Source organism: Paenibacillus taiwanensis DSM 18679 (assembly GCF_000425125.1).
Lineage (GTDB): Bacteria > Bacillota > Bacilli > Paenibacillales > Paenibacillaceae > Paenibacillus_B > Paenibacillus_B taiwanensis.
In genome coordinates this window covers 153,916-177,388 of sequence record NZ_KE384310.1, presented here as the reverse complement: position 1 = coordinate 177,388, position 23,473 = coordinate 153,916, and the positions used below count along the sequence as shown (strand labels likewise).

Genomic DNA, 23,473 nt, shown 5'->3' with positions numbered 1-23,473 from the left:
AATCTTGTTGCTAGCCCTGAAAAATATTTCAAAGCAATACAACAAACATGTCGTCTTCAGTCAGATTGATTTTAGTTGTGATACCGGAAAGGTGATTGCTATTAAAGGTAAAAGCGGGGTCGGAAAAAGCACAATGCTGAATATATTAGCAGGCTTAGAACGTCCTACTTCTGGACAATATATTTATCAAAATAAACAAATGGAGCATAGAAGCTATAACTTCCTGACTAAATTTCGCAGTTCTACGATCGGATACATCTCACAATTTAGTCCTATGATTCCTGAATTAACGGTTTTGGAAAATATATCAGTTCCCTTATGGTTTGAAAAAGAGGAAGATCAAAAACAACAGTACATGAAACAAATTGAAGCTTTAAGTTACCTATTTGAGATTGAGCATCTGCTTCATCAAAATGTGAAATCTTTGTCCGGCGGCCAATTACAACGTGCAGGAATTATTCGCGCACTAGTCAAAAATCCACCTCTGATCATAGCCGATGAACCTACTGGGTCATTGGATGATGAAACAGCTTCACTTATATTAAATCACTTTACTTCCCTTAAGGTAAACGGGACAACAACTATTATTGCAACCCACAACGACTCCGTTTCCAATCATTGTGACGAAACCTATCTATTATTAAAAGAGGGATTGGTATACGCACAATAATGTATCGATCATTAAGCAAACATAAAGGCCGCAACGTCCATGCTCGGACATTAGCGGCCTTTGTGCCTTGCCATTATAATTTTATACATAAAAGTTACTTTTTAAAAATACCAAATGGCTTCCCTACCGGCAAAAATTCACGCCCAAAGTGCGTATTGAGTACCGCAGCCGCAGAACCGTAGAAGCTCAAAATTGCAATACACAATTCAGCCACAGCCGCAACCGTATGCATCGTATGTGCCGCAATGCCAAATGCATCAAATGTGAGACCTAGAAACAGGAAATCAATAAACACAAAAATAGAGAACAATACTTTATGTGTCTCCATTGCACCTATCGTCATAAACAGCGTGAAAATAAGATATCCTAAAAACGCCATGCCCAATTGATGCTTATCCGCACCTGCCGCCAGTGATTCACCAAAGACACCATGCTGGATCAGCCAGGAGGAAGCTACTGCAAACCAGAAGAAGGCATATCCGCCAAACGCTGTCGTCCCAAATGTGTTCCCTTTCTTGGCATCGTGAATGCAAGCAAACAATTGTGCAAACGCGCCGAGAAAAATAGCCCAAGGAATAATAAACGAAGTACCCTCTGTCCAGCCCAGCTTCTGCGACGAAGCGACTAATGTGACCATCGCAAGACCGAACAAACCAATGGCACTTGGATCGGCCGTAGCAATTTTAACTTGCTGTTGTTCCGTTTTCATGTGTGACTATGCTCTCCTTTAAAGATAACGTCTGAAATTTTTATTATTTTCTGAAAAATAGCACAACAGGCCTTATTCTAACACAGTGCTGCACAGGTTTGATATGCTTAATTCAATTGTAATTTGTGGAAAAGGGATCTCATTTATACGCCTATGAGAACAGTAGTCGTGCAGTAGCATTTTTGGATTCATTAGCTGAATCGCATTGTTTTGCTTTTGAGCCTGTAAACAAGCCTTTTGTAAACTGTAAATATGTACAGCTGCACGATTCAAGCCATGCAATTGCGCCTACGATTTCAAACAAAAAAAGACTGCGAGCAGTTCACATGCTGCTCTACAGCCTTTCCTTATATGTAATATCCAATTGAATACGACAGGATGATACAATCATCTACCCATGTTTCGACGCATTTTCTACATTAAACCGACAACTGTCCCATCTTCTTCCAATCGCATCCGCAGCGCCGCAGGTTGCTTAGGCAAGCCTGGCATCGTCATAATAGCACCTGTTTCGACTACGACAAAGCCTGCTCCACGAGACAGGCGCACATCATGAACTTCCATCGTAAATCCTTCTGGAGCACCGAGCAGCTTCGGCTGATCAGAGAAAGAATACGGCGTCTTAGCCATACATACCGGCACGCCGCTTCCTACCTCAGCCTCAATACGCTGCAATGCGCGCGCAGCACGTGGTGTAAAGCGAACGTCCCCGCCACGATAAATCTCCTGCACAACCGTCTTGATCTTATCGATCAACGGGGCATCATCCGCATACAGATAACGGAATTGCTCTGCCGCTTCCGAGAGATCCGCGACTGCCGCTACCTGCTTTGCCAGCGATTCCGTCCCTGCTCCGCCTTGAGCCCACGCTTCTGATAAGGCAGCGTCACATCCAATTGCGCGGCAGTACTCGAGTACATCCTCGAGTTCACCTTCCGTATCGGAAGCGAAGCGATTAATAGCTACTACAGCCGGCACGCCAAACTTCCGCACATTTTCGATATGCCGACGGAGATTATCAAATCCTGCGCGCAGCGCAGCACGATTCTCTTCTGTCACTTTGTCTTTAGCGACCCCACCGTTATATTTTAACGCTTTAACGGTAGCTACGATAACGACAACGGAGGGGAACAATCCCGTTTGTCTGCATTTGATGTTCATAAATTTCTCAGCGCCCAGATCCGCACCGAAACCAGCCTCGGTCACGACATAATCAGCCAGTTTCAGGCCATAACGTGTCGCTCTCACACTAGAGCAGCCATGTGCGATATTAGCAAACGGTCCCCCATGAACCAGCACAGGATTACCTTCAATCGTCTGCACCAGGTTAGGTTTGATGGCATGACGAAGAAGCACACACATCGCATCCGTCGCCTGCAAATCATCGACCGTGATCATACGGTCTGCTGTACTATACGCTACAATCATACGACCAAGACGCAGCTTCAAATCCGCTCTATTTTCAGCAAGCCCCAATACAGCCATAACCTCTGAAGCTGTCGTAATCATATATCCGTCTTCACGCACAGATCCGTTACCATCTCCAAGACCAATAACCGTCCGACGAAGCGCACGATCATTCATGTCAACCGCTCGTTTCCATAAAATACGATTCGTGTCGATTTGCAGCTCATTGCCTTGGAATATGTGGTTGTCCAACATAGCAGCTACGAGATTATGAGCTGAAGTAACCGCGTGAATATCACCGGTAAAATGCAAATTAATGTCCTCAGCCGGCACGATCTGAGCAGCACCGCTGCCTGTTGCACCACCCTTCATGCCCATACATGGGCCAAGCGAGGGCTCACGAAGGGCTGCTATCGCCTTCCGTCCGATTCGATTCAGACCTTGGGTCAGTCCGATCGTCGTTAATGTCTTGCCCTCGCCCGCAGGCGTTGGGTTCATCGCAGTAACTAGAATTAACTTGCCATTATCCCGACTTGCCACCGTATCCCACAATTCTTCACTTAGCTTGGCAGTATACTTACCATAAGGCTCCAAATGATCGGGTTGAATACCCAATTGAGCTGCAACGTTAACAATCGCTTCCATGAATAGACTCACCTGCTGTTCATTTATTTGCTTTTCACTATATATCCGATCTTATTTTAACGTATATCAAGCCATATATGTACCAAAACTTATCATTAAATAGTTAATATACAGTGAACGTTCGTCTTTACCCTTGAAGCTTCTCTCGAACAGAACGGAGCTTCTGCGCGGAGGAAGAAGGCTGATCCCGTCTGTCATCTATTTTAACACTCGTCGATACACGCCCTGCTCCAGCCTCAAACAACGATTCATGAAGCGTACGTATAACTGCAAATAAACGGTCTGTCGGCCCTTCAATAATCGTACTCATGGAAGTTAGCTCATACGTAATCCCTTCTTCTTGGGCTAAAACATGCTGCATTCCTGCAACATAACTACTAAGACTTGTTGTTGCTGTTCCAATGGGGATAATTGTAACTTCTGCAATTGCCATAACAATCCCACCTCCTGCCCCTAGCATACCATTAACGATAAGGAGTTAGCCATTCGCAAGCGCTCAGATTTCAAGTTGCCTTCTTATATAAACACTTCATAATATAGGGTTATGTTCCTACCGTTTCATCCTTAAATCTCTACAGTAAAATTGTACAATTTTTTGGTGAAAATACATTCACATCAACATATAAATAAATATTGACAGAACCTGACATGTTGCGTAAATTACCAATATGAGCATACGTAAACGATCAAATCGAGATGTTGTACTTGACGTCGCATCCCACTTGTTTCTGACCAAAGGATACCAGTTAACGAGTATGGATGATATTGTAGCTGCAAGTAAAGTATCGAAGACTAATATTTATTATCACTTCAAAAGCAAGGAGGAAATCCTGCTTCACATTATTGAAAAGGTAATCGAGCATTATTCTGGCCGCGTTCAATCGATTCTTTCCCAGTATCACGTCGATGTGTGTGCGCGTATTGAATTTGTGCTTCGTATGTTAACTTACGATGCTTATCAACAGGACTGCCAAGCTGGATGTCCGTTCCTGACCTTATTTGCGCAGACATCGGGTGAAACACCTGCTGTTCAGGAACGTATGCGTCTGTTTTTCCAATCGCTGCAAGCCGCTTGCGAAAACCTGCTGCTAGAAGGTCTACGTACAGGTCAATTACATGCGCAGCTTCCTGTGCCCGAGACGGCAAGCCTTATCCTCTCCTTATGTGAAGGCGGCATGTTTTTATCACGCGTCCATCGTGAAAATGGCTATTTACAGAAAGTGTTCATATCCTTAGAATGGCTTCTTCGCCCCCACTAACATAAACTAACGTTATCATACGTTATAACTGTGCACGTTTGCCTACTTTTCACACATCCATCGCACCAACACAAGTGACAAATACGAAACCGTATACATACCAAATAGACCTCACGCTCACTTTAACAGTGGATGTGAGGTCTATTGGCCGGACTGTCCTTCGTTCCATTTATTAATCGGAACTTGTATTCCAATTACGTTATCTGCTTCGATTATCCCTGAGGCTTGCCACACGAAATACAAAAACGATCATTCACGGTAAGTGATTGTCCGCATTGGGTGCATGACATACTTGGTGCTTTCTCTGTACCAGCCTGAGTCTGAACCTCTTCATACGGTTTCAAATACTGTTGGCCCGAGGCACGGGCAGGATCAACGGGCTCGATGTCAATGGGCTCACTTGAGACAGGTGTTGGAAACGATTTGCCACAACGGCTGCAAAACTTGGACTGTAATGGAGCGGCAGTTCCACATGCACACACCTTCTCCCCTTTAACCCGATGCATTTCCTCTTCCAACTGCTCGACTTCTATTTCTAATCTGGCAACTTCGGCACATATACGCGCCATCTGCGCCTCTGCTTCACTCTCAGATACACGTGGTCCTTTTCCTACCCCCGAGGCACGGTAAACCAACTCTCCTAATTCCCCGTAACGTTGTTGAATATCTTTACGTTTCGTGGAGATTGTCGAGTACAGTCGTGTAACTTCAACTGTTTGTTGTGCCTTATCCTTCACTTGAGAAAGGCCAGAGGAAAGACCCGATTTCATTTTGTCAAAAAAGCTCATCCTATTCCCTCGCTTACATGCAATTTTGTCCTTCACTCATTATATACGACTTCCAATCCCAATCGAAACTAACTTAACAATTAAATGATACTATTCCTTTTATTTTATAACCCTTATTTATTTGTAAATAACTACATAACTAAATAACTTCAGGTTATACTCCACTTACTTAACTAATACCTCATACCTATTCTTGCACATGAATGATTATGACGCACACATACAAAAAGTCATCCATTTTATAGACCTGCTTGTAGACCAACGTATAGACCTGCTGCGTTGTTTAAAATACAAATTATTAAGGCACTCCATCTGTCCCAAAAGCAAATCACCTCACATTAGAGGGCTACTACGCTCCAATAGCGTCAAGTCTAATCTTCGAAATTAACCGTTGACATTAGGTGTAACATTTCATATAATTCCTAGTAAACAGGTTAGTTTAATCAATTTTATTAAACGAAAACCTGTTCCTGTTGACCAGACCACTGGAGACACGAATTCAACAACTGAATCGTGTCTTTTTTTGTTCTTCTGGTCGTGACCATATGACCAGATCCCAAATCAAACGAAGGAGGTACATACAAATGGAATTATTACAAAGCCCAATACCTTTGTATTATCAACTGAAGCACAGTATTAAACAGCGTATTGTGAATGAAGAGTGGGGTTCTGGTACCGCCATTCCAAGCGAACGCGAATTAGGAAAAATGTTTCATCTTAGCCGAACTACAATTCGGCAGGCCATTGGAGAGCTTGTCGTAGAGGGCGTACTGGAAAAGAAGCACGGTAAAGGAACTTTTGTCGCCGAACGCAGCATTACACGCACAACAACTACCTTGGTTGGTCTAGTGGAGCAATTGCAGTTGCAGCAGTTGGAGCCCCGTATTCAACTGCATGAATATGGCATTATTCCTGCACCGCCGAAAGTGTCTAAAGCTATGCGTATGTTTGAAGGCGCCGATATGATTAAAGTGCAGCGGCAAATCAAAGTTCAAGAACAATGTGCCATCGTAGACGACAACTATTTTAATATGAATCTGGCATCCTACTTGACCGAGGAAAATGTGGTGAACCCTACTGTCTACGATTTATTGGAGAAGAACGGGATCCAGGTCAAGCGCGGCTCTCAAAGCTTTACGGCCGTAGCCCTCGATTCCACTTATGCCTCTTACTTTGACCTGCCTTCGGGGTCCCCTGCCCTTGTTGTACACACCGTGCTCTTTAACAATCGTGACATGCCGCTTCAATATTCCATTTCCTATTGCAACCCTGAAGTGTATTCCCATGACATTTTGCTTACTCGATAACGACTGCGAGACACTTAAAAAATTGCAGCGCAAGGAGCACTGTCCCCCTCGGAAGCCCAGTGCTTCTTGCCTGACTTGTCTATAGTTCGTTTATTTTACAGCCCTTACGTACACCCTTTGTTCATGGCGTTCCACTTGTACCGGGGCCTCAAAAAAGTGGCTTAACATTTGTGAAGTCATCACTTCATCAGTAGCACCGCTGCCAACGACTTCACCTCGACGTAATAACAGTGTGCGAGTGAACACAGGCAATATTTCTTCTGTATGATGTGTGACGTATATGAGTGTAGGAGCGTGATCCTGCAACGTCAGGGTATGAATGCTGTCTAGCAGTCGTTCCCTCGAAAATAAGTCCAGCCCATTACACGGTTCATCCAGGATCAAAATGCTCGGGTTCGCCATAAGCGCACGGGCGATTAAAAGCTTCTGCTTCTCCCCTTGTGAGCAGGTGCGATATTCTCGGTCCCATAAGTGAGCACAGCCAAGTGTCCGCATAAGATCGATCGCTTGTCCTTCATCTTCCTCTAGCAACTGCTCATATAAGCCGATCGTAGCGTATTTCCCACTAATAACAACATGCTGCGCCATATCGGTCATGTACAATTTCTCCTGCAACGATGAGCTGACCCAGCCAATCAACTTTCGCAGATCACGAAGGTCAACAGCACCGTACGGCTGGCCAAGCACAGATACTGTACCTGATGTCGGCCAAATATATCCGTTCACAATGTTTAGCAACGTTGTTTTTCCTGAACCATTTAGACCAAGCAAAGCCCAATGCTCCTGTTTTTTAACTTGCCAATTCACATCTTTCAGCAGTTCCCTTTCCTCTCGTCTCCAACTGACACCTTGGATATTAATGACATCACTCATCGCAATAATCTCCTCTCCCGTTGCTTCCACTTCTAACACGTTACCTCACTGCTCCTGTTAACAACTGGAACTATTTCCCCTATTATTCGTCCTAGAATACCGGATTTGATCACGCTTGTCGACTGTTTTGTTAGCATCTCATCTAAAAATATTTTCATAACGCATTAAATAAGCCTCTTCCCGAGTTCATTACGGAAAGAGGCTCTATAGATACGTTTAAAGCAGCTATTAATAATTAAATTACATCTTTACGTTCAATACTACGAATACCCAAATATGCAACATACATCCCGATCAAAGCTAATCCTATCGGAATTACAATGATATCATTAAGCGTGATGCCGCCGTTGTTGCTGCCCACGATACTAACCAGAAGAACAGCAGTCACAATAGTGGTTGATGTCGAATATTTACGCATCCCGAAAAACAGCGGAATTAAACAGATACCAGACGACATTACCGCGTTCATCAGCATTTTCCCACCGGTAGCCCACAAGAGCTGCGACGTCAAGCTTCCCTTAATCATTTGGGTAAAATGATTAAACAATATAAATCCACCTGCTACAATAATATCCGCGCATACTATCGACACAAACGTAAAGATCATCACGATGATCAGCTTGGCAGTCATTAGCTTCTTGCGGCTGATCGGATACATAAACAGTACTGTAATCGACTTTGTTCTGAATTCACTAATAACAAATTGAGCAATTAATACAGCGGCAAACACTATAAAGGTTGCTCTGACCAATGTCTCTGCTAATCCCAACATCGTTTCAAAGTTATCAAACGGAATTTCATCCTCTAGCTTTTGTCCATAACTAACCATACACATAAAGGCCAATATGATTAAGGTTGAAATGAGTGCTCCCCGTACATAACCTCCCATTCGGAACTTTCTCATTTCAAGTCTCATTAGCTTAAGCATGAACTCCACCCCCGTTAAGCAGCGATAAGAAGTAATCTTCAAGTGAGCTGTTTTTCTTCGTGATCGCTTCGACAGATACGTCATTTATAATTAGCGCCTTAGCTACTTCATTTTGCGGCATGCTCGTATCATAGACTCGAATGAACTGGTTATCGACGACTTTGAAATTAAACAACTGCAACTTGTGCTCAAGCACAAAACTAGCCTGCGTAATATCTTTCGTTGTAATTTCCAAATATTCTGTATTTTTCTCCCGAATCTGCTCCATAGATACTTCTTCAAGTAAACGCCCGTGGTTAATCACACCTATCGTATCCGCCATTTGCTCCATCTCGCCCAAAATGTGACTGGAGATAAACAACGTCATCCCGTACTCTTTACTTAACATTTTAAATAAGTCACGAATTTCCTTGATGCCAAGCGGGTCCAATCCATTGATCGGCTCATCCAGAATCAGCAGCTCCGGCTTGGTGGATAGCGCTCTTGCGATACCTAGACGTTGCTTCATACCAAGTGAAAAGTCTTTAACGGCTTTGCCCTCAATGCTCCCCAAATTAACTAGCTCCAACGCTTCATTGACAGCCTGCTTGTTATGATAACCCATGTACTCACAATGAATTTCTAAATTCTCACGAGCTGTTAGCTTGTCGTAAAATATAGGGTATTCAATGATGGTACCCATGCGACTGAGCAAGTGATAAGACGTATCCGTCAGCTTCTCACCAAAAAGCTCAATCTCGCCCGAGGTTGGCTTAATCAAATTGGTGATCATTCGCATAAGCGTAGTCTTTCCCGCTCCATTTGGACCTAAAAAACCGTATATTTCGCCTTTTTTGATGCGCATGTTTAAGTTAGATACGACTTCCTTGCCTTGATAAGCCTTCGTTAACTGGGTCGTTCTTAATAAATAAGACATATGCATACTCCCTTCGCTCTCATTCGATAACTTGAGTATAAAGAGCGAAATTCTCTTTTTTCTTACCCGATCCTTACAAATTTCTTAAGCACTCTGGCTTATTGCTTGTAACCGCACAGCATGCAAATGTTTGTACTTTAACGTGCTCCTATGTGCCGTCTTAATAATTAATTTTCCGCAGGCAAACCTTAAATGTTGTCCGCTCATTCGGCTTGCTTCTCAATTCAATCGTCCCACCTATCGCCTCAACAAGCCGTTTCGTAATCGTCAGCCCGAGTCCGCTGCCTTGAAATGCTTTGTTGCGGGAATCCTCCAACGTATACATGCGCTCAAACACTTGATCCACGTGTAACTCATGAATCCCTTTCCCTTTATCCCATACAGAAAAGAAGGCCTCTTGCCCCATTCCGCTTACGGTAATCCCGATCTCTTTGCCGTCACCGCCATGCTGGATCGCATTAGAAATCAAATTATTCAGTATCCGGTTAAGCGCATCTTCATTTCCCCATACGTACAAAGGCGTGTCAGGTATATCAATCGACACCTTAAACCCCCGTGTTGACAAAATATCATAGTACTGTAACATGCTCATTCTACAAATTTCATTCAAATGTAACTTCGTAATCGGAATATCTTTGTCGCCTGATTCCAGCTTGGCCAAGTCAAAAAACTGATTAATGAGATCCAGCACCTCTAGTGTTTTGCGGTGCACATTGTGAAGCAGCCTATCCCGCTCGCCTTGCTCCATGCCGGAGTCCAATTTGATTGTCTCCAAATAACCAAGCACAACGGTAAGCGGTGTCTTTAGATCATGTGATATATTAGAAAGCATCTTCTTTGTCGAAATTTCAATCCGCGCATGTGCCGCCAGAGACTTCAAATGATAGTCCAACAGAATATTGATCTCATTTAGCACACCGATTAGCGGCTCGTCATCTGTAAACACCATTACTTTCTCACTGGAGGACTCTGACACAATAACATGAAGCTTGTGTTGAATATGTTCGAGCGCGCGGCTCCGTTGTCGAATAAACTGATATTGCCAAATGATGATGATCATCAATATGACAATAACCGCAATCCATAGGTACGTCACTTCATCACCCTTCCCATTTATACCCGATTCCCCATAACGTCTTGATATACCGGGGTTCAGAAGGATTATCTTCAATTTTCTCGCGCAATCGCCGAATATGAACGTTAATGACATTCTCATCGCCGTAATAGTCATCCTGCCATACAAATCCGTAAATTTGCGCCTTTGTAAACACACGATTCGGATTTGTAATAAATAACTTCAATATATCAAACTCTTTGGATGTTAACCTCAGCTCTCGTTCTTCCTTAAACGCTGCAAAATTGCCCACGTCTACTCGCAAATGGCCAAACTGATACACCTGCGGGTTACCAAACTCAGATGATGGCTCTGCCGCTTCTCGATTGGCATATACGGTCGACCTCCGAATGGCAGCCTTGATTCGTGCCGCAATCTCTATCATCGAGAACGGCTTGGCGATATAATCGTCAGCTCCGAATCCAAGACCGAGTGCCTTGTCCACGTCACTGTCCTTTGCGGACATAATAAGGATAGGCACAGCACTTCGCTCGCGAATCTGCTTAATAACTTCAATGCCATCCAACTTGGGCATCATAATATCGACTACAACCAGCTCATAGTGGGTACTGACAAACTGCACCATGCCCGCTTGACCATCATATGCGCTGTCTATTACATAACCCTCTTTTACGAGATACTGCTTCAGCATATCAACGATCTCGTGATCGTCCTCCATAATTAAAATGCGATGAGACATTATTGTTCTCTCCTCTTCCACATAAACCAATCTATCTCACTATTATACCTCGCGATAGAGGCTGCTGGATGCTCATTTTGCACCTCTTCCCAAATAAACAATGAGCGGCATGTCATGACGTCACATGCACAAAATATGAAATCTAGTCACACATTAAAAGTATTTACATACCTTGTTAAGGAAGGGATAGTGAGCGTTTCTATCACCTTTCTTTTGTTATGATCCTTTTCCTATTCATTGGACTGGACAAGCTTGCTATCTCTTTATTAAAGCTAGCTGCGAAGGAGGATAGCTATGAAAAATAAACGATCGAAAGTCATGGTATCAATAGTAGGCAGTTTACTGCTACTGATGTCCTCTGTATTAGGCAGTGGTGTCTCACCCGCTGCTGGTCAGCCTGAAACCTCGGAAGTGTACTCTCTTCCATCATCAGTACAGACGCAAGCAGCCTTTTCGGGTGTAACTGCGCCTATTGGGGTGAATGTTCGATCAGCCCCCAGCCTGCAAGCCGCAATTGCGTATACGATTGCTGGCAACACTACCGTTCACTTTGATGGCTGGGAGCGAGGCGCTCTCGTAAAAGACTATTGGACAGGAAACGATGATGATCGCTGGTTTTATTTCTTCAAAGATCAGATCAAGTATTATGTCGCATCAGGATTCATTAATGGCAACCCAAGCGAACCAAGTCGTAGCGCAGCCGTACCCGATACTCGACAATTGATGAGCAATTGGTGCTGGGCTGGCGTATCTGTTGCCGTATTGGAGCACTATGGTATTCATATTACTCAACAGCAGTTTGCTCATTATGTAAAGGGAGGCTCTTATAACTATCCGGCGACCTCTTACGAGATTAAGCAAGGACTACAATATTTCACCGTAAAAAGTAACCTTTCTAATTCCTTGCCTACATTGCAGTGGGTTCAAGGTCAATTGGACAAGGGGCAACCGATGATTACGTTTATTAGCTGGACGAATGGATCGAACATTGGTCATTTTCTCGTATTGGATGGATACAGTTCCGGTGTGAATGGCACAAATTATGTAAGTTATATGGACCCTTGGTATGGCGATCACTATTCACATACTTTTGATGCTTTTAAAAGCAACAATCGCTTTACATGGGAAGGCACGATTAGCACAAGTAAATAATGAAAGTGGGGGAAATTGATGAGATCCTATATTCCTTTGCTGTTAGGGCTGTTTATCTTATTTGGAGCCATCGTATATATAACCGTCCAAGATGCTACGTCAGAGCGCCCTGAGCAAACCGCATTGATGGACTATGTTTGGAATAGGCCATCTGACGAGGAAAACTCGTCCTCAGCAGCTAACAAATTAACTTTATCACGGTTTTCCTTGGCCGTTGATGACACGTTGACGTCAGATCGCATCTTATCCTATAAAGGCGACAGAATAAGTGAATTGCTGCGCCCAACTGGGGAACGGCTTTGGTTTGCTATGCATGAACAAGTACCGGAAGCAATCATCGTTGCAAATATGAAGGAGCCCGTGAGAATGGGTGGAAAGCATCGCAGCCTCGATCTGTTTAACCTCTACAACAAAGCAAGAGCAACCGTAGAAACAGATGAGCAGATTCGTTATTTCGAATTTGAAGGCCAAAGTATACTTGCAGCCTGTCTGCCTGATCGAGAAGATGTCTATTTAACAGCAAGCGCGGCAATGTTACTGGAGCTTCCGGCAAACCAAAAGTTGTCCTCAGAGAAAGTCGTTCAACAGATGAAGCAATGGATCAACTAACGTTAGTGTTAGTGTTGATGTATTTGCATGGCTATTAACCGGGGCAACCCGGTCTTTTTATTTTGAAAATTAAGCAACTAAATACGGGGAAGAACGTATTGCACCATATGTAATATACTGGCATTCGCGAGGTGAGGAATTTGTCTTTACACATTGATATCGTTAATTACCATCCTGATTATGGAGACAGTATTGCCGAAATGTGGAACCGCAGTCAGAGTGAATGGGGCGGCGGAACGTCCGTGATGACAGGTACTCAGGTCCGCCAAAATGAAGCCGCTTCCGATTCGCTCGTCGTTTTTCTCGCCCTTTCCGACGATGAGGTGGTCGGATATTGTAGCGTAAGTGAATACAGGGAAGATACCGGCGCCTTGTACATCCAACTTCTGAATGTTCGACCTGACTATCATGGCAGAAAGGTCGGCAAGATGTTGGTGCTGCGGGCCGTCGAGGAGACGATTCGCCGCGGCTGGCCGCGTATTGACTTATATACGTGGGATGCCAACATGAAAGCAGTCCCACTATATAAGCGCTGCGGCTTCTTTTGGGAGGACCGCGAAGATACAACACATTTTATGAACTTTATACCGCTAGTCGTTAACTGCGAAGCTATTGCTCCTTATATGGAAGGAATCGATTGGTACGCAGATTCAACACGTGCAATTGAAGTAGTAAGGGACGGGCTAGTGGATAACGGTTTTCACACCTATACATACGCCTGGCAAAATAAAGGGCAAGCGCTGCGTGTTGACATCGAAAGAAGAGGCAGAGGCATTTGTCTCATTGAAACGGAAGATTACCTCTTATCCGCAGTAGCAGAGCAAGCCGAGCCTGTCTTCGGGAAGGAATATACCGTTCAATATCGCATCATCAACAAATCCGGCAAGCCTCTTCACCTCCATTTCACAGGTGAATCCGATCGCAACGTGCGCTTCGACTGGGAGCAGTCCGTCGAAGTAACCCACGAACAGCTTTTAACGGCACGATTCCTCGTTGACGTTATCGATAAAGAACAAAGCGAATGGCGAACTTGTCCAACCGTTCGTGCCAAAGTTCTCATTAACGGTTTGGCAGCCGTTATTCAAGTTGGCATTGTTCCTAAGTTTCCTGCTGCCTTAGCGCTAAAGGTTCCAAATGAAATATATGCACTAGGCGGTCAATATGACATGTATGTGGATATAGAGAATCATTTTCCTGTACCTGCCTCGTTTACATTCGAGTTGGCACCGACATCTTGGCTTGAGATGAAGCAGCTATCATATACTGTGGAACTAAAGCAAAAAGAGCGCGCTTCGCTGCCTTTTTCATTTCGACTACTTGATTACGGCTTCTTGAGTCAGCAGCTCAAAGTTGTTGCTGTCACAGCAAGCGGGGACGAAGTTACGTTCAGCAGGAGAATCGGCGGTGGCTTTAATGGTCCCGGCGGCATGTGTTATGGCGAGACAGACACCGCATATCTGGCTATGAACGGCAAGTATTGGCTGGAGTACGAAAAAGAAAACAATCAATTGCATGTTCACTGTCTAGGCCGTAATTCGACTCAAATTGCATTATTTCATCCGAAGGTAGGCAAACCTTATTCCGGAGAGTTCTCGAAGAAACAGCCGGAACAAATGAAATGGAAGCAAGAACGTGGTGCCGTTGGTTTCCAACATACGTATCGTTCTGGTGAATTTGCGCAACTTCTGCTTCATACACATGCCATGCTCTACGCTGACGGAACGATTAAGCTGTGGCAGGAACTGGAGAACGATTCTCTTACCGCGACGTCTGAACAGATGTGGGTCACGCAGCGGATCCGCAAAGATTTGTATCGCAGTGTGCTTCCTTATAACGGACGAATCGTCGAGATGACAGATTCCCACGGTGATGACTATGACTACTGGGACGGCGATAAAATAACCGAGCCTTGGATATTTGCTCGCGGAGACGGGCCTTCATGCGGCATTTGTTGGTCGAATACGCACCACATGAACCTGCAAGGCTGGGCCATCGAGTTTGAGACCAATATGGGCGTCTTGCAGCCGGGGAGTACGCGTAGAAGCGAAGACCTTATCTTGACAGTAGGCGGTTTTGACGACTGGCAGGACTTCCGCAGCTATGCCCTGAAACGCACCAAGACAGATCAACCGACGCAAGTAGAACGACACATTACGTTGACAGCAAATGGCGGCAACCCCTTTGTGCAGCCTGATGCTCACAACGTGTCGGCCTTACTTCGTGATGCCAAGCAGAATGCTTGGGAAGGAACTGTATCAGCTGGATATGCTAGTAACGAGCAAGATGCAGTTGTCGTAACGACCGTATCATTAAACGACGAGGCAGTTGAAGTACCATTGGAATTGGCTAGACCAGACTTAACGGTAGACACATTATGTGTCAAAGCATCTTTGGGCTCCTATACTGAATTACATCAGCGTACGCTGTTCACCATCGCTGCACATGACGTCACGATTACGTCAACTCAGAATGACGGCAGCACTATTTATGAAGCAAGTAATGGCCCTGTACGCATTCAAGTGGACGCCGATTACTACCCGGGGCTTTGTTCCTTAGCCGTTCATGGTCAGGAATGGCTTGCCTCCGGTTATCCCGTTTATGGGGCCAAGTCGTGGTGGAACCCTTGGATTGGTGGCATGACCGAAGCTTTGGATGAGTTGGGCCCGCTATCAGTCTTAAAAGAGGAGCGTTCCGTAACCTCTGCACGTTTAACAGACTCAGCCGGTAACGTATGGTCTGGACTAAGAGTTCGTCTGTCCGTGCATAAACACGTCAAGTATCGGGGATTAACATGGGACAGCTATTATTTGATGCTGCCAGGCGTGCCGATGCTTGCTTATGTAACCGATATTCATCAGCACACAGGAACATACTTGGCGTGCCCTCAGACTGCAACCGAGATTTTTCTGAATCTGCCGCAAGGATGGCTTCAAACGTCGAACGCCGATGGCCAACCACTCCACTATTCGCTTGGAGAAGGAGAACTAACGGTTGGCGAGTACCGTCATTATGCGCTAGGCAGTAAAGCAAGTAGAGATGTACTACAGTTGATTATGGATGAGTCCCTTATTCAGCCTCATCTCTATACGAATAAGGACGTTAGCGGTCTATCGTTGTACAGAGACTTGGCGCTGCCTCATGGCAGTATAACACGCTCAGCACCAACCTTTATGGTCTTTACGGGTGATGTCTTACCGCATGAATCACTGCATGAGCTGCGAGGCATCACCTTCCCGCATGCACAAGCGGCAGAAGGGGAGGAAGCGTAGTGAAGATTATTGATGCACATATGCACTTATCTCATATCGATTCTTTCAAAAGCACAGCAATGGAACGCTCATTTGTGGACTATTCAGTCCAAGGATTGCTACAAGAGTATGAACATGCAGGTGTCGTACTTGGAATAGGTATGGGATTAACTGAAACAGACAAGGAAGGCTTCCCTGATCGGGAAGCCTCAACCCCAATGGGACTTGATATGCTAGAGGAGTATCCGCGACAGATCGTCTATTGTCCGGGCATTAATCCGTACAAGCTGAATAAGGCGGGACTAGACGCGCTTGAACTAGCCATACAACGTCCAGAAGCGGTCGGCATCAAGATTTATCTCGGTTATTATCCGTTTTATGCTTATGATGACGTTTATCAACCTGTATATGAGTTGGCTAAGGCTTATCGAGTCCCTGTTGTCTATCACACGGGCGATACTTACTCTGAACGCGGACTTTTAAAATACGCACATCCGCTCACAATTGATGAAGTGGCCGTACAGCACCGAGATGTCAACTTTATGATGGCTCACTTCGGGGACCCTTGGGTACTGGACGGAGCTGAGGTCGTATACAAAAATCGCAACGTGTTCGCAGATTTATCCGGCTTAATGGTAGGTGATGCAGCAGAATGCGAGCGCCTCGGCCAATCACCGCTCTTCTTTACACATTTGCGACATGCACTCACCTATTGCGACCATTATGAGAAGCTATTGTTTGGTACAGATTGGCCGCTCGCACCAATAGAGCCGTACCTGCAATTTGTAAGAGAGCTGATCCCAGCTGCCTATCACGAGGATGTATTTTATAAGACGGCACAGCGTGTATTCCCAAAAATTGTACCACTCATAGAATAATAAGCATTCTATTCCTAAGGCTCCCGTCCCAAATGATTGACGAGAGCCTTCTTCATGTAAAGCTCACCCTACAACCTAACATAAATGCATACACTTCAGAGCGTATGGATGATAATCAACAATAAAATGTATAGGAGCGATGTATGTGCAGCGTCCGCAAATGCACCCGTTTTGGAACCGTGCTTTACTCAGCGGCGGCATTATTTTTGTTACAATGTCTTTAATCGTATTGATTTTCAGTAGGTCTTACTATTTTGTATATCAAATTCTCGTTTGGGCAGTTATAAGTATGTTGTGTGGCATTATTTTTGCATGGTATACAGATCCTCTCCGCAACAAGAGCAATCCCCCTTCCAGTCCGCACTTCATCCGTGACAAAAAACTGCTCCAACGGGCTCTGATCGGCTTGCTGCTCCTAAGCTTACTAACCATTCGTTATCCTCATCATTACTCATGGTTTGAAGTGGGCTTACGATGGCTTGGCATCCCAACTGTCTTTTCATTTGGAAACGGTACACTAGTTCTCACAGGTCTGCCCTTATTAATTGGTCTCGTTATTTTGATAAGAATGCTTGTACGATCCTTAAACCGTCAACGCTTCCTGATTGGCTTTGCAGCTTTCTTGACCGTCACTACACTGCCGAACCAAGCTGTTGAAGCATATCAACGTTATCTAGGCACAGGTATTTATGCTATTCATGCCAATATGTCCACTTTAGCTAGCTGTCGCTTGGAGCAGATTCAGAGTCGATGGGTGGGAGATTGTACGGTTACTGTTCGCAATTACAGCCAACAGGCGGTTACGGCTCATATTTTGCTTAAAAGAGACGATACGAGCTTTCCCTATGAATTTTCAGATATAGACCTGGGTTCTGTCACTTTTGCACCACATCTTAGTGAGCATAGCACCGTGAGAGTATCTAATCTTGTACTGCCAACAGCACCCTATTACCCGGAGGATGTGTCTGGGCCCGTACAAATTTCTTATTCACGTATGACCCTCTCTGATGGCATTCATTTGCGTGAACTGTAGCCTTTTATGAAACCGAATACCTCATCGTAAAGTACTACTTAGAAATAAAATATATGGGAGGAAAACGATGAAAATAAAATTGCTTTGTACCTTGCTATGCTGCATCCTCTTATCCGGATGCTCAATGTTCGACAGCGTGAACAGCTCATTAAATTATGTGACAGAGGCTACTTCTTACGTCAATCAAGTATCCAGCTTTGCTGAGCGTGTTCCGCAGCTTGTCGAGCAGGCCGCTACTGACATTGACGCCAAAGCCTCATTAACACAAGCTCTTGAGGAGATGAAGAATCAAATTACTTCATTTAACGGCTTGGAGGCACCTGCCTTCGCTCAAGATATCCATCAGCAATTAACAGACTACAACACAGCGTTTACACAGGAAATTAACGGCCTATTGGAGCAAGTCAACTCTGGTATTGCCGACATAACTGCAATTCAAGACTCGCCATTGTTCCAGACTGTTCGCAACATTACGGACACCTTGGGACAAATTCAGGCGTTAGCCCCTTAACATACAACAACGAAGTATGAGCGGCCGCTGCAAATATTTATTTCTTCCTCTGCCGGCGGTCGCCCTCATTTCAGTCAGTGCGTTTACGCTTTCATTAAGTCCTTGTTTCTTATACTTGCTCACTCTACCTTTTCCACGAACTTTATTGCGTGTACTAAACCGCTCGCTTTAAATCCGATGCCCTGATACACCTTGTTTGAATGGGGATTCGCTGTATCCGCGTACAGAATGGGCGTCAAATTCTCCTTATTCAGGAGCACATCACACAATGATGCCACAAGTGCGCTAGCGTACCCCCTTTTTCGATGCTCAGGGGGTGTATATACGCTGTTGATAACACCGTGACGCGGGGAACGGAACGTAATATTTGCAATAGATACGAATTCACCGTCCGTTACCCAACCAAACAAATGACCAGAGCTAATAAGCCTTGCAGCCAAAGGCATCTGGTCAAGTGTATCGGTTGTCTCCCCCATTTGAGCCTCGTTTCCTTGAGCGGGCATGGAAGTTCCACCGATTACTTGGCCTTCACAAATCATGACGTTGACGGTAGTTTCAATGTGATATATTTTTTCTAGCGGATGATTTTTCACTGTAAATGGATATACCGTTATTTCTTTTCCAAAGTACTTATCAGGCTCAACAGATTGAACCCCCCAACTTTGCTGATACAGTATGTTTTCGGTGCTTCCAGTAAGTTTATTTTTTTCTAGGACATACTTTTGAACTTCACCTTGCCGAGATATTACTTGATAACCATGCTGTTCTACATATTGCTCAGCTGTTTTTTCGTCATCACTGCTCTCATTTTCACATCCAGAAAACACCATAAATAACAGCCCTAGAAGAACAACTAATATTGGCATGCGTACCATCATATCCAACGCCTCCTTGTTAATATTGACGCTTCAAATCAATACATGGTTGCACTAAGAAAATGGCCACACCTTGAATAAATGACTTGCACCCGTAAATATTAGACAAATTACCCGCAAGCACCATCGAGCCCTCATTTAAAACCTACCACCAAGAAATAATACGTGGAAAGAAGTTGTGATTTCGTCATCATTTGCCCATAATGGATACATATAATAGTACGTGTGCATACAATTGATTTGAACGTGATCAAATAAGGCTTACACCCAGGTTCAATCATTCGAATATTAGGCGAGGACGCTGAATTGGTCAAAGTGAGGACATTGTCATTATGAGTTATACGCTTTCAATATCAGATATTAAATCGCTGTGCGGCACATCCTTCTACCGTCGCGGCGAAGCTTATTTTAAGGAACACCGTGTTCGCAAAGTGTCATATAATGCGGAGGACGGTGTATATGAGGCGGTCGTCAGGGGAAGTGAACCTTATCAGGTACAGGTTGTGTTCCAGTCATCTGGCAAGACCCATGCCGTATGCTCTTGCCCTGCTTACTCTACTTATTCTTCTTATTGCAAACACATCGCCGCTGTCCTGCTTGATATCCGTTCTGTTGAGCGAGGTGAGCAAGCCAGCATAGGGGATCGCGAGGTTCAAATTGCCATGAATCAAAATACTCAAGTGACCACTCAACTGATTTCGTTGTTTGACCGCATCGTTGTCGCGGAGGAAGAAGAGCCCTTGCAGGACGATCGGATGACCGTTCGTGTAGAGTTCACCTGCAAAACGGTAATACCACAATCCAATAAACCGTTGCTCGCTATCGAGCTTAAACTCGGCCTGACCCGCTTATACGTTATTCCTAATTTGAAAGAATTTTTGGCTAACGTTCTCGAAGAAACTGAGTATGCTTTTTCCAAATCATTCACATGGGACCCTGCGCTATATAAGTTTAGTGCGGAGGACTTTGCCGTTATACAATTGCTCATGGAACTGAGCCTAAGCGAGTTAGCTTATCGTGAGGCGATTCAAAGCAATTGGAGCGGTTATTCAGTCAGTTCTTACTTTAATCAAGGAAGAATGCTGTTTATCCCACCAAACGCCCTAGATCGGTTGCTGCCATTATTAGAGCAGGCACAAGCCAAGTTTGAGCATCTTTCCATCGTGTATGACGAGCTAAAAGTAATAAATGAGCCGCTACCGATCTCTTTTTCATTAACAGAAGCAGAACATGACTACTATCAACTGGACATAAACGGTTTGGAGCAAGTATACCCCCTCGACAGTTATCAAATGGCTGTTGCGAACGGTTGCTTGTATCGCCTGCGAACTGCCCAGTTAACCTACATGGAGGAAATGAAGCAATTGCTTCAGTCCCATCGTCATCAGATGCTTATTGCTCCTTCGCAGATTGAGCCCTTCATGGACCGCGTTGTACCTGAGCTTCAAAGGATCGGTCTTATGAAGGTCGCTCCGACAATTGAAGCTAAGCTCGTTCAAATTCCGCTACAGGCTCAGCTGTATTTGGACCGCGAAGGCAGCAGACTGCTGGCAAAGCTGACTTATGTTTACGATGACGTAGTTATTGAGCCGATGGGGGCGGATTTAGAACACAAAGCTTCATCAGAGCGGATTTTGCTGCGAGATACACGGCGTGAAGGCCGGATTATGCGATTGTTTGAGCAGTCCGCTTTTAAATATAACGGTAATGCGCTGTACATGGATCATGAGGAAGACATCGTTTACTTCTGGTTTGTCCTGCTTCCTCAGCTCCAACGGCTAGTCCAAGTCTATACGAAGCCTGAGCTGCAAGCAGAGATGCGTACCCTGCATACAGAGCCCAAGCTGAACATGGACATCAATTCCCGTATGAATTGGTTGGATGTTCAATTCGAATTAGATGGCGTGGACGAAAAAGAGCTAAGCCTCATGCTTCACCATTTGGTTGAGAAAAAGAAATACTATCGCATGACCAATGGCGCCTACGTTATGCTTGATCAGCCTGATTTCCAGCAGATTCGAAATATGTTAGAAGAGTTAGGCATCCGCAAGTCGGATATTCGAGGCAATCGATTTGAATTGTCTGTGACGCGCGGCTTCTCCCTGCTGGAAGAGCCTGTTATTCCGGCTTCGGTCAAGCTAGGTCGAGCATTTAACGAATTGCTAGAGCATATCCGTAATCCGGGACAACTCGAATTTCCGGTACCGGAGTCGCTAGATACTATCCTGCGTGATTACCAAAAAGTAGGCTTCCAATGGATGAAAACCATTGCCCATTATCGCTTCGGTGGTATTCTCGCGGACGATATGGGGCTTGGCAAGACGCTGCAAGGCATTGCCTTCCTGCTGGCGGAGCCGCAAGCGGAAGATGCCAAGCTGCCTTCGTTGATTGTGGCACCAGCGTCACTACTGTACAACTGGAAGAACGAGCTAACGAAATTTGCACCGCAGCTAACCGCTGTAGTCGTCTCTGGTGACAAGCAGGTGCGGTCTGAGATGTTGGAGCAGCCAGCGGATACAGATGTCTACATTACATCGTATCCGCTCTTGCGCCGCGATATTGATCAATATGCGGAACAGCGCTTCCGCACCTTGATTCTCGACGAAGCGCAGGCGATCAAAAATCATTCATCGCAGACTGCGCAAGTGGTAAAGCAATTGCAGGCCGCCCAGCGGTTTGCATTAACAGGAACTCCAGTCGAGAATCGACTAGAAGAGCTGTGGTCAATCTTTGATGCGGTATTTCCTGATCTATTTACGAGCAAAAAGTCATTTATGGAATTGTCCCGGGAACAAATTGCTCGGAAAGTGCGGCCGTTCATCCTCCGCAGAATGAAATCCGACGTGTTACAGGAACTGCCGGAGAAGATCGAAACATTACAGCAGACCGAACTGCTGCCAGAACAGAAGAAGCTCTACATGGCCTATCTTATGCAGTTGCAGCAAGATACGAAGCAGCAGCTGCAAACAGAGGGATTCCAGAAGAGCCGCATCAAAATATTAGCTGGCCTGACCCGACTACGGCAATTGTGCTGTCACCCTTCTTTGTTTATCGAGAATTACGGAGACGGCTCTGGCAAGTTAGAGCTGCTAATGGAAGTTATTCAGGAATGTGTCGCAAGCGGCAAGCGGATGCTTATTTTCTCCCAGTTCACGGAGATGCTGAAAATTATTAAAGAAGAGCTAGACGTGCAACTCGGATTAAGCTGCTTCTATCTGGACGGCAGCACGCCTTCACGCGAGCGTGTAGAGCTGTGCCAGCGATTTAACGAAGGAGAGCAGGCCGTATTTTTGATTTCACTGAAAGCGGGAGGTACTGGACTTAATTTAACTGGAGCCGATACCGTCATTCTATATGATCTTTGGTGGAATCCTGCAGTAGAGCAGCAAGCTGCCGACCGCGCGCACCGAATGGGCCAGCAAAATGTCGTGCAAGTCATTCGCTTAGTCACACAAGGCACTATTGAGGAAAAGATGGTTGAATTGCAGCAGCGAAAGAAAAATCTAATTGACGAGGTCATTCAACCTGGGGAAACCTCCGTATCCTCCTTGACTGAGGATGAAATTATGGAGCTGCTTATGATGGACTAATAGACTTTGTCTATATGTGCTGCTAAGCACAAGAACCTTTAACCCGCTACGCGGTGTTGAAGGTTCTTTAATTTCTATTTGTAGCGTCGTTTCGCTTCTCTATATCTTCTATTGTGATGGATTCAATGGGTTCTATATACGGATTCCAAAAGTAGATTTACAATTTATACACAAAAAACATGCCTTCAAGAAAAAAATGTAACAAATATCACATTACTTCAAATTTAAAAGGTATATAATGCCATTGTAACTCACTATAAA

20 protein-coding genes are annotated in these 23,473 nt (G+C 44.8%); 10 read left to right on the top strand and 10 right to left on the bottom strand.

Going from position 1 to position 23,473, the window contains the following annotated elements; translation table 11 throughout:
* The first annotated feature begins 4 nt into the window (after positions 1-4).
* Positions 5-670, top strand: a complete 666-nt coding sequence (locus tag H509_RS0123345) for an ABC transporter ATP-binding protein (RefSeq protein ID WP_245596240.1) — start codon at positions 5-7, stop codon at positions 668-670.
* A 94-nt stretch (positions 671-764) separates the two neighbouring features.
* Here H509_RS0123345 and H509_RS0123340 read toward each other — a convergent pair whose 3' ends face one another.
* From H509_RS0123340 to H509_RS0123330, 3 genes are all read right to left on the bottom strand, one after another.
* On the bottom strand, positions 765-1,379 hold the full coding sequence (locus tag H509_RS0123340) for an acetate uptake transporter (protein WP_028547189.1): 615 nt from the start codon (positions 1,377-1,379) through the stop codon (positions 765-767).
* A 414-nt stretch (positions 1,380-1,793) separates the two neighbouring features.
* Positions 1,794-3,431: a formate--tetrahydrofolate ligase gene (locus H509_RS0123335; protein WP_028547188.1), complete on the bottom strand. Its 1,638-nt coding sequence runs from the start codon at positions 3,429-3,431 to the stop codon at positions 1,794-1,796.
* A gap of 127 nt (positions 3,432-3,558) precedes the next feature.
* Positions 3,559-3,864, bottom strand: a complete 306-nt coding sequence (locus tag H509_RS0123330) for an MTH1187 family thiamine-binding protein (protein WP_028547187.1) — start codon at positions 3,862-3,864, stop codon at positions 3,559-3,561.
* 235 nt (positions 3,865-4,099) lie between these two features.
* Between H509_RS0123330 and H509_RS0123325 the strand changes: the two genes are divergently transcribed.
* Entirely contained in the window at positions 4,100-4,690 is a 591-nt protein-coding gene (locus H509_RS0123325; RefSeq protein ID WP_028547186.1) for a TetR/AcrR family transcriptional regulator, read from the top strand.
* Positions 4,691-4,902: 212 nt separating this feature from the next.
* Here the strand turns inward: H509_RS0123325 and H509_RS0123320 are convergent, their stop codons facing one another.
* A complete protein-coding gene (locus tag H509_RS0123320; protein ID WP_028547185.1) occupies positions 4,903-5,478 on the bottom strand; it encodes a double zinc ribbon domain-containing protein in 576 nt (191 codons plus the stop codon).
* Positions 5,479-6,062: 584 nt separating this feature from the next.
* Here H509_RS0123320 and H509_RS0123315 point away from each other — a divergent pair.
* A complete protein-coding gene (locus H509_RS0123315) occupies positions 6,063-6,785 on the top strand; it encodes a GntR family transcriptional regulator (RefSeq protein ID WP_028547184.1) in 723 nt (240 codons plus the stop codon).
* A 90-nt stretch (positions 6,786-6,875) separates the two neighbouring features.
* On the opposite strand, the gene H509_RS0123310 is transcribed toward H509_RS0123315, so the two are convergent.
* From H509_RS0123310 to H509_RS0123290, 5 genes are all read right to left on the bottom strand, one after another.
* Positions 6,876-7,658: an ABC transporter ATP-binding protein gene (locus tag H509_RS0123310; RefSeq protein WP_028547183.1), complete on the bottom strand. Its 783-nt coding sequence runs from the start codon at positions 7,656-7,658 to the stop codon at positions 6,876-6,878.
* 235 nt (positions 7,659-7,893) lie between these two features.
* The gene (locus H509_RS0123305) at positions 7,894-8,586 is read right to left on the bottom strand and encodes an ABC transporter permease (protein WP_028547182.1); all 693 of its coding nucleotides are present in this window, start codon (positions 8,584-8,586) and stop codon (positions 7,894-7,896) included.
* Entirely contained in the window at positions 8,579-9,502 is a 924-nt protein-coding gene (locus tag H509_RS0123300) for an ABC transporter ATP-binding protein (RefSeq protein ID WP_028547181.1), read from the bottom strand. Before H509_RS0123300 ends, H509_RS0123305 begins: the two co-directional genes overlap by 8 nt.
* 160 nt (positions 9,503-9,662) lie before the next feature.
* The gene (locus H509_RS0123295) at positions 9,663-10,598 is read right to left on the bottom strand and encodes a sensor histidine kinase (protein ID WP_028547180.1); all 936 of its coding nucleotides are present in this window, start codon (positions 10,596-10,598) and stop codon (positions 9,663-9,665) included.
* 4 nt (positions 10,599-10,602) lie between these two features.
* Positions 10,603-11,316, bottom strand: a complete 714-nt coding sequence (locus H509_RS0123290; RefSeq protein ID WP_028547179.1) for a response regulator transcription factor — start codon at positions 11,314-11,316, stop codon at positions 10,603-10,605.
* A 294-nt stretch (positions 11,317-11,610) separates the two neighbouring features.
* On the opposite strand from H509_RS0123290, the gene H509_RS26470 reads away from it, so the two are divergent.
* The 6 genes from H509_RS26470 to H509_RS0123260 all read left to right on the top strand — a co-directional run bounded on the left by H509_RS26470 (position 11,611) and on the right by H509_RS0123260 (position 18,747).
* On the top strand, positions 11,611-12,468 hold the full coding sequence (locus tag H509_RS26470; RefSeq protein ID WP_245596239.1) for a C39 family peptidase: 858 nt from the start codon (positions 11,611-11,613) through the stop codon (positions 12,466-12,468).
* A gap of 18 nt (positions 12,469-12,486) precedes the next feature.
* Complete coding sequence (locus tag H509_RS0123280) at positions 12,487-13,077, top strand: hypothetical protein (protein WP_036698742.1); 591 nt, start codon at positions 12,487-12,489, stop codon at positions 13,075-13,077.
* Between the two features lie 140 nt (positions 13,078-13,217).
* Complete coding sequence (locus H509_RS0123275) at positions 13,218-16,346, top strand: GNAT family N-acetyltransferase (protein ID WP_036698741.1); 3,129 nt, start codon at positions 13,218-13,220, stop codon at positions 16,344-16,346.
* Positions 16,346-17,203, top strand: a complete 858-nt coding sequence (locus tag H509_RS0123270) for an amidohydrolase family protein (protein ID WP_028547176.1) — start codon at positions 16,346-16,348, stop codon at positions 17,201-17,203. The genes H509_RS0123275 and H509_RS0123270 overlap by 1 nt, the downstream gene beginning before the upstream one ends.
* A gap of 145 nt (positions 17,204-17,348) precedes the next feature.
* The gene (locus H509_RS0123265; protein ID WP_028547175.1) at positions 17,349-18,236 is read left to right on the top strand and encodes a hypothetical protein; all 888 of its coding nucleotides are present in this window, start codon (positions 17,349-17,351) and stop codon (positions 18,234-18,236) included.
* Between the two features lie 136 nt (positions 18,237-18,372).
* Entirely contained in the window at positions 18,373-18,747 is a 375-nt protein-coding gene (locus H509_RS0123260) for a DUF6376 family protein (protein ID WP_245596238.1), read from the top strand.
* 119 nt (positions 18,748-18,866) lie between these two features.
* On the opposite strand, the gene H509_RS26985 is transcribed toward H509_RS0123260, so the two are convergent.
* Positions 18,867-19,625, bottom strand: coding sequence for a GNAT family N-acetyltransferase (locus H509_RS26985; RefSeq protein WP_051287548.1), 759 nt, complete (start codon positions 19,623-19,625; stop codon positions 18,867-18,869).
* 329 nt (positions 19,626-19,954) lie between these two features.
* Between H509_RS26985 and H509_RS0123250 the strand changes: the two genes are divergently transcribed.
* Positions 19,955-23,212, top strand: a complete 3,258-nt coding sequence (locus H509_RS0123250) for a DEAD/DEAH box helicase (RefSeq protein WP_028547173.1) — start codon at positions 19,955-19,957, stop codon at positions 23,210-23,212.
* Positions 23,213-23,473 lie beyond the last annotated feature (261 nt).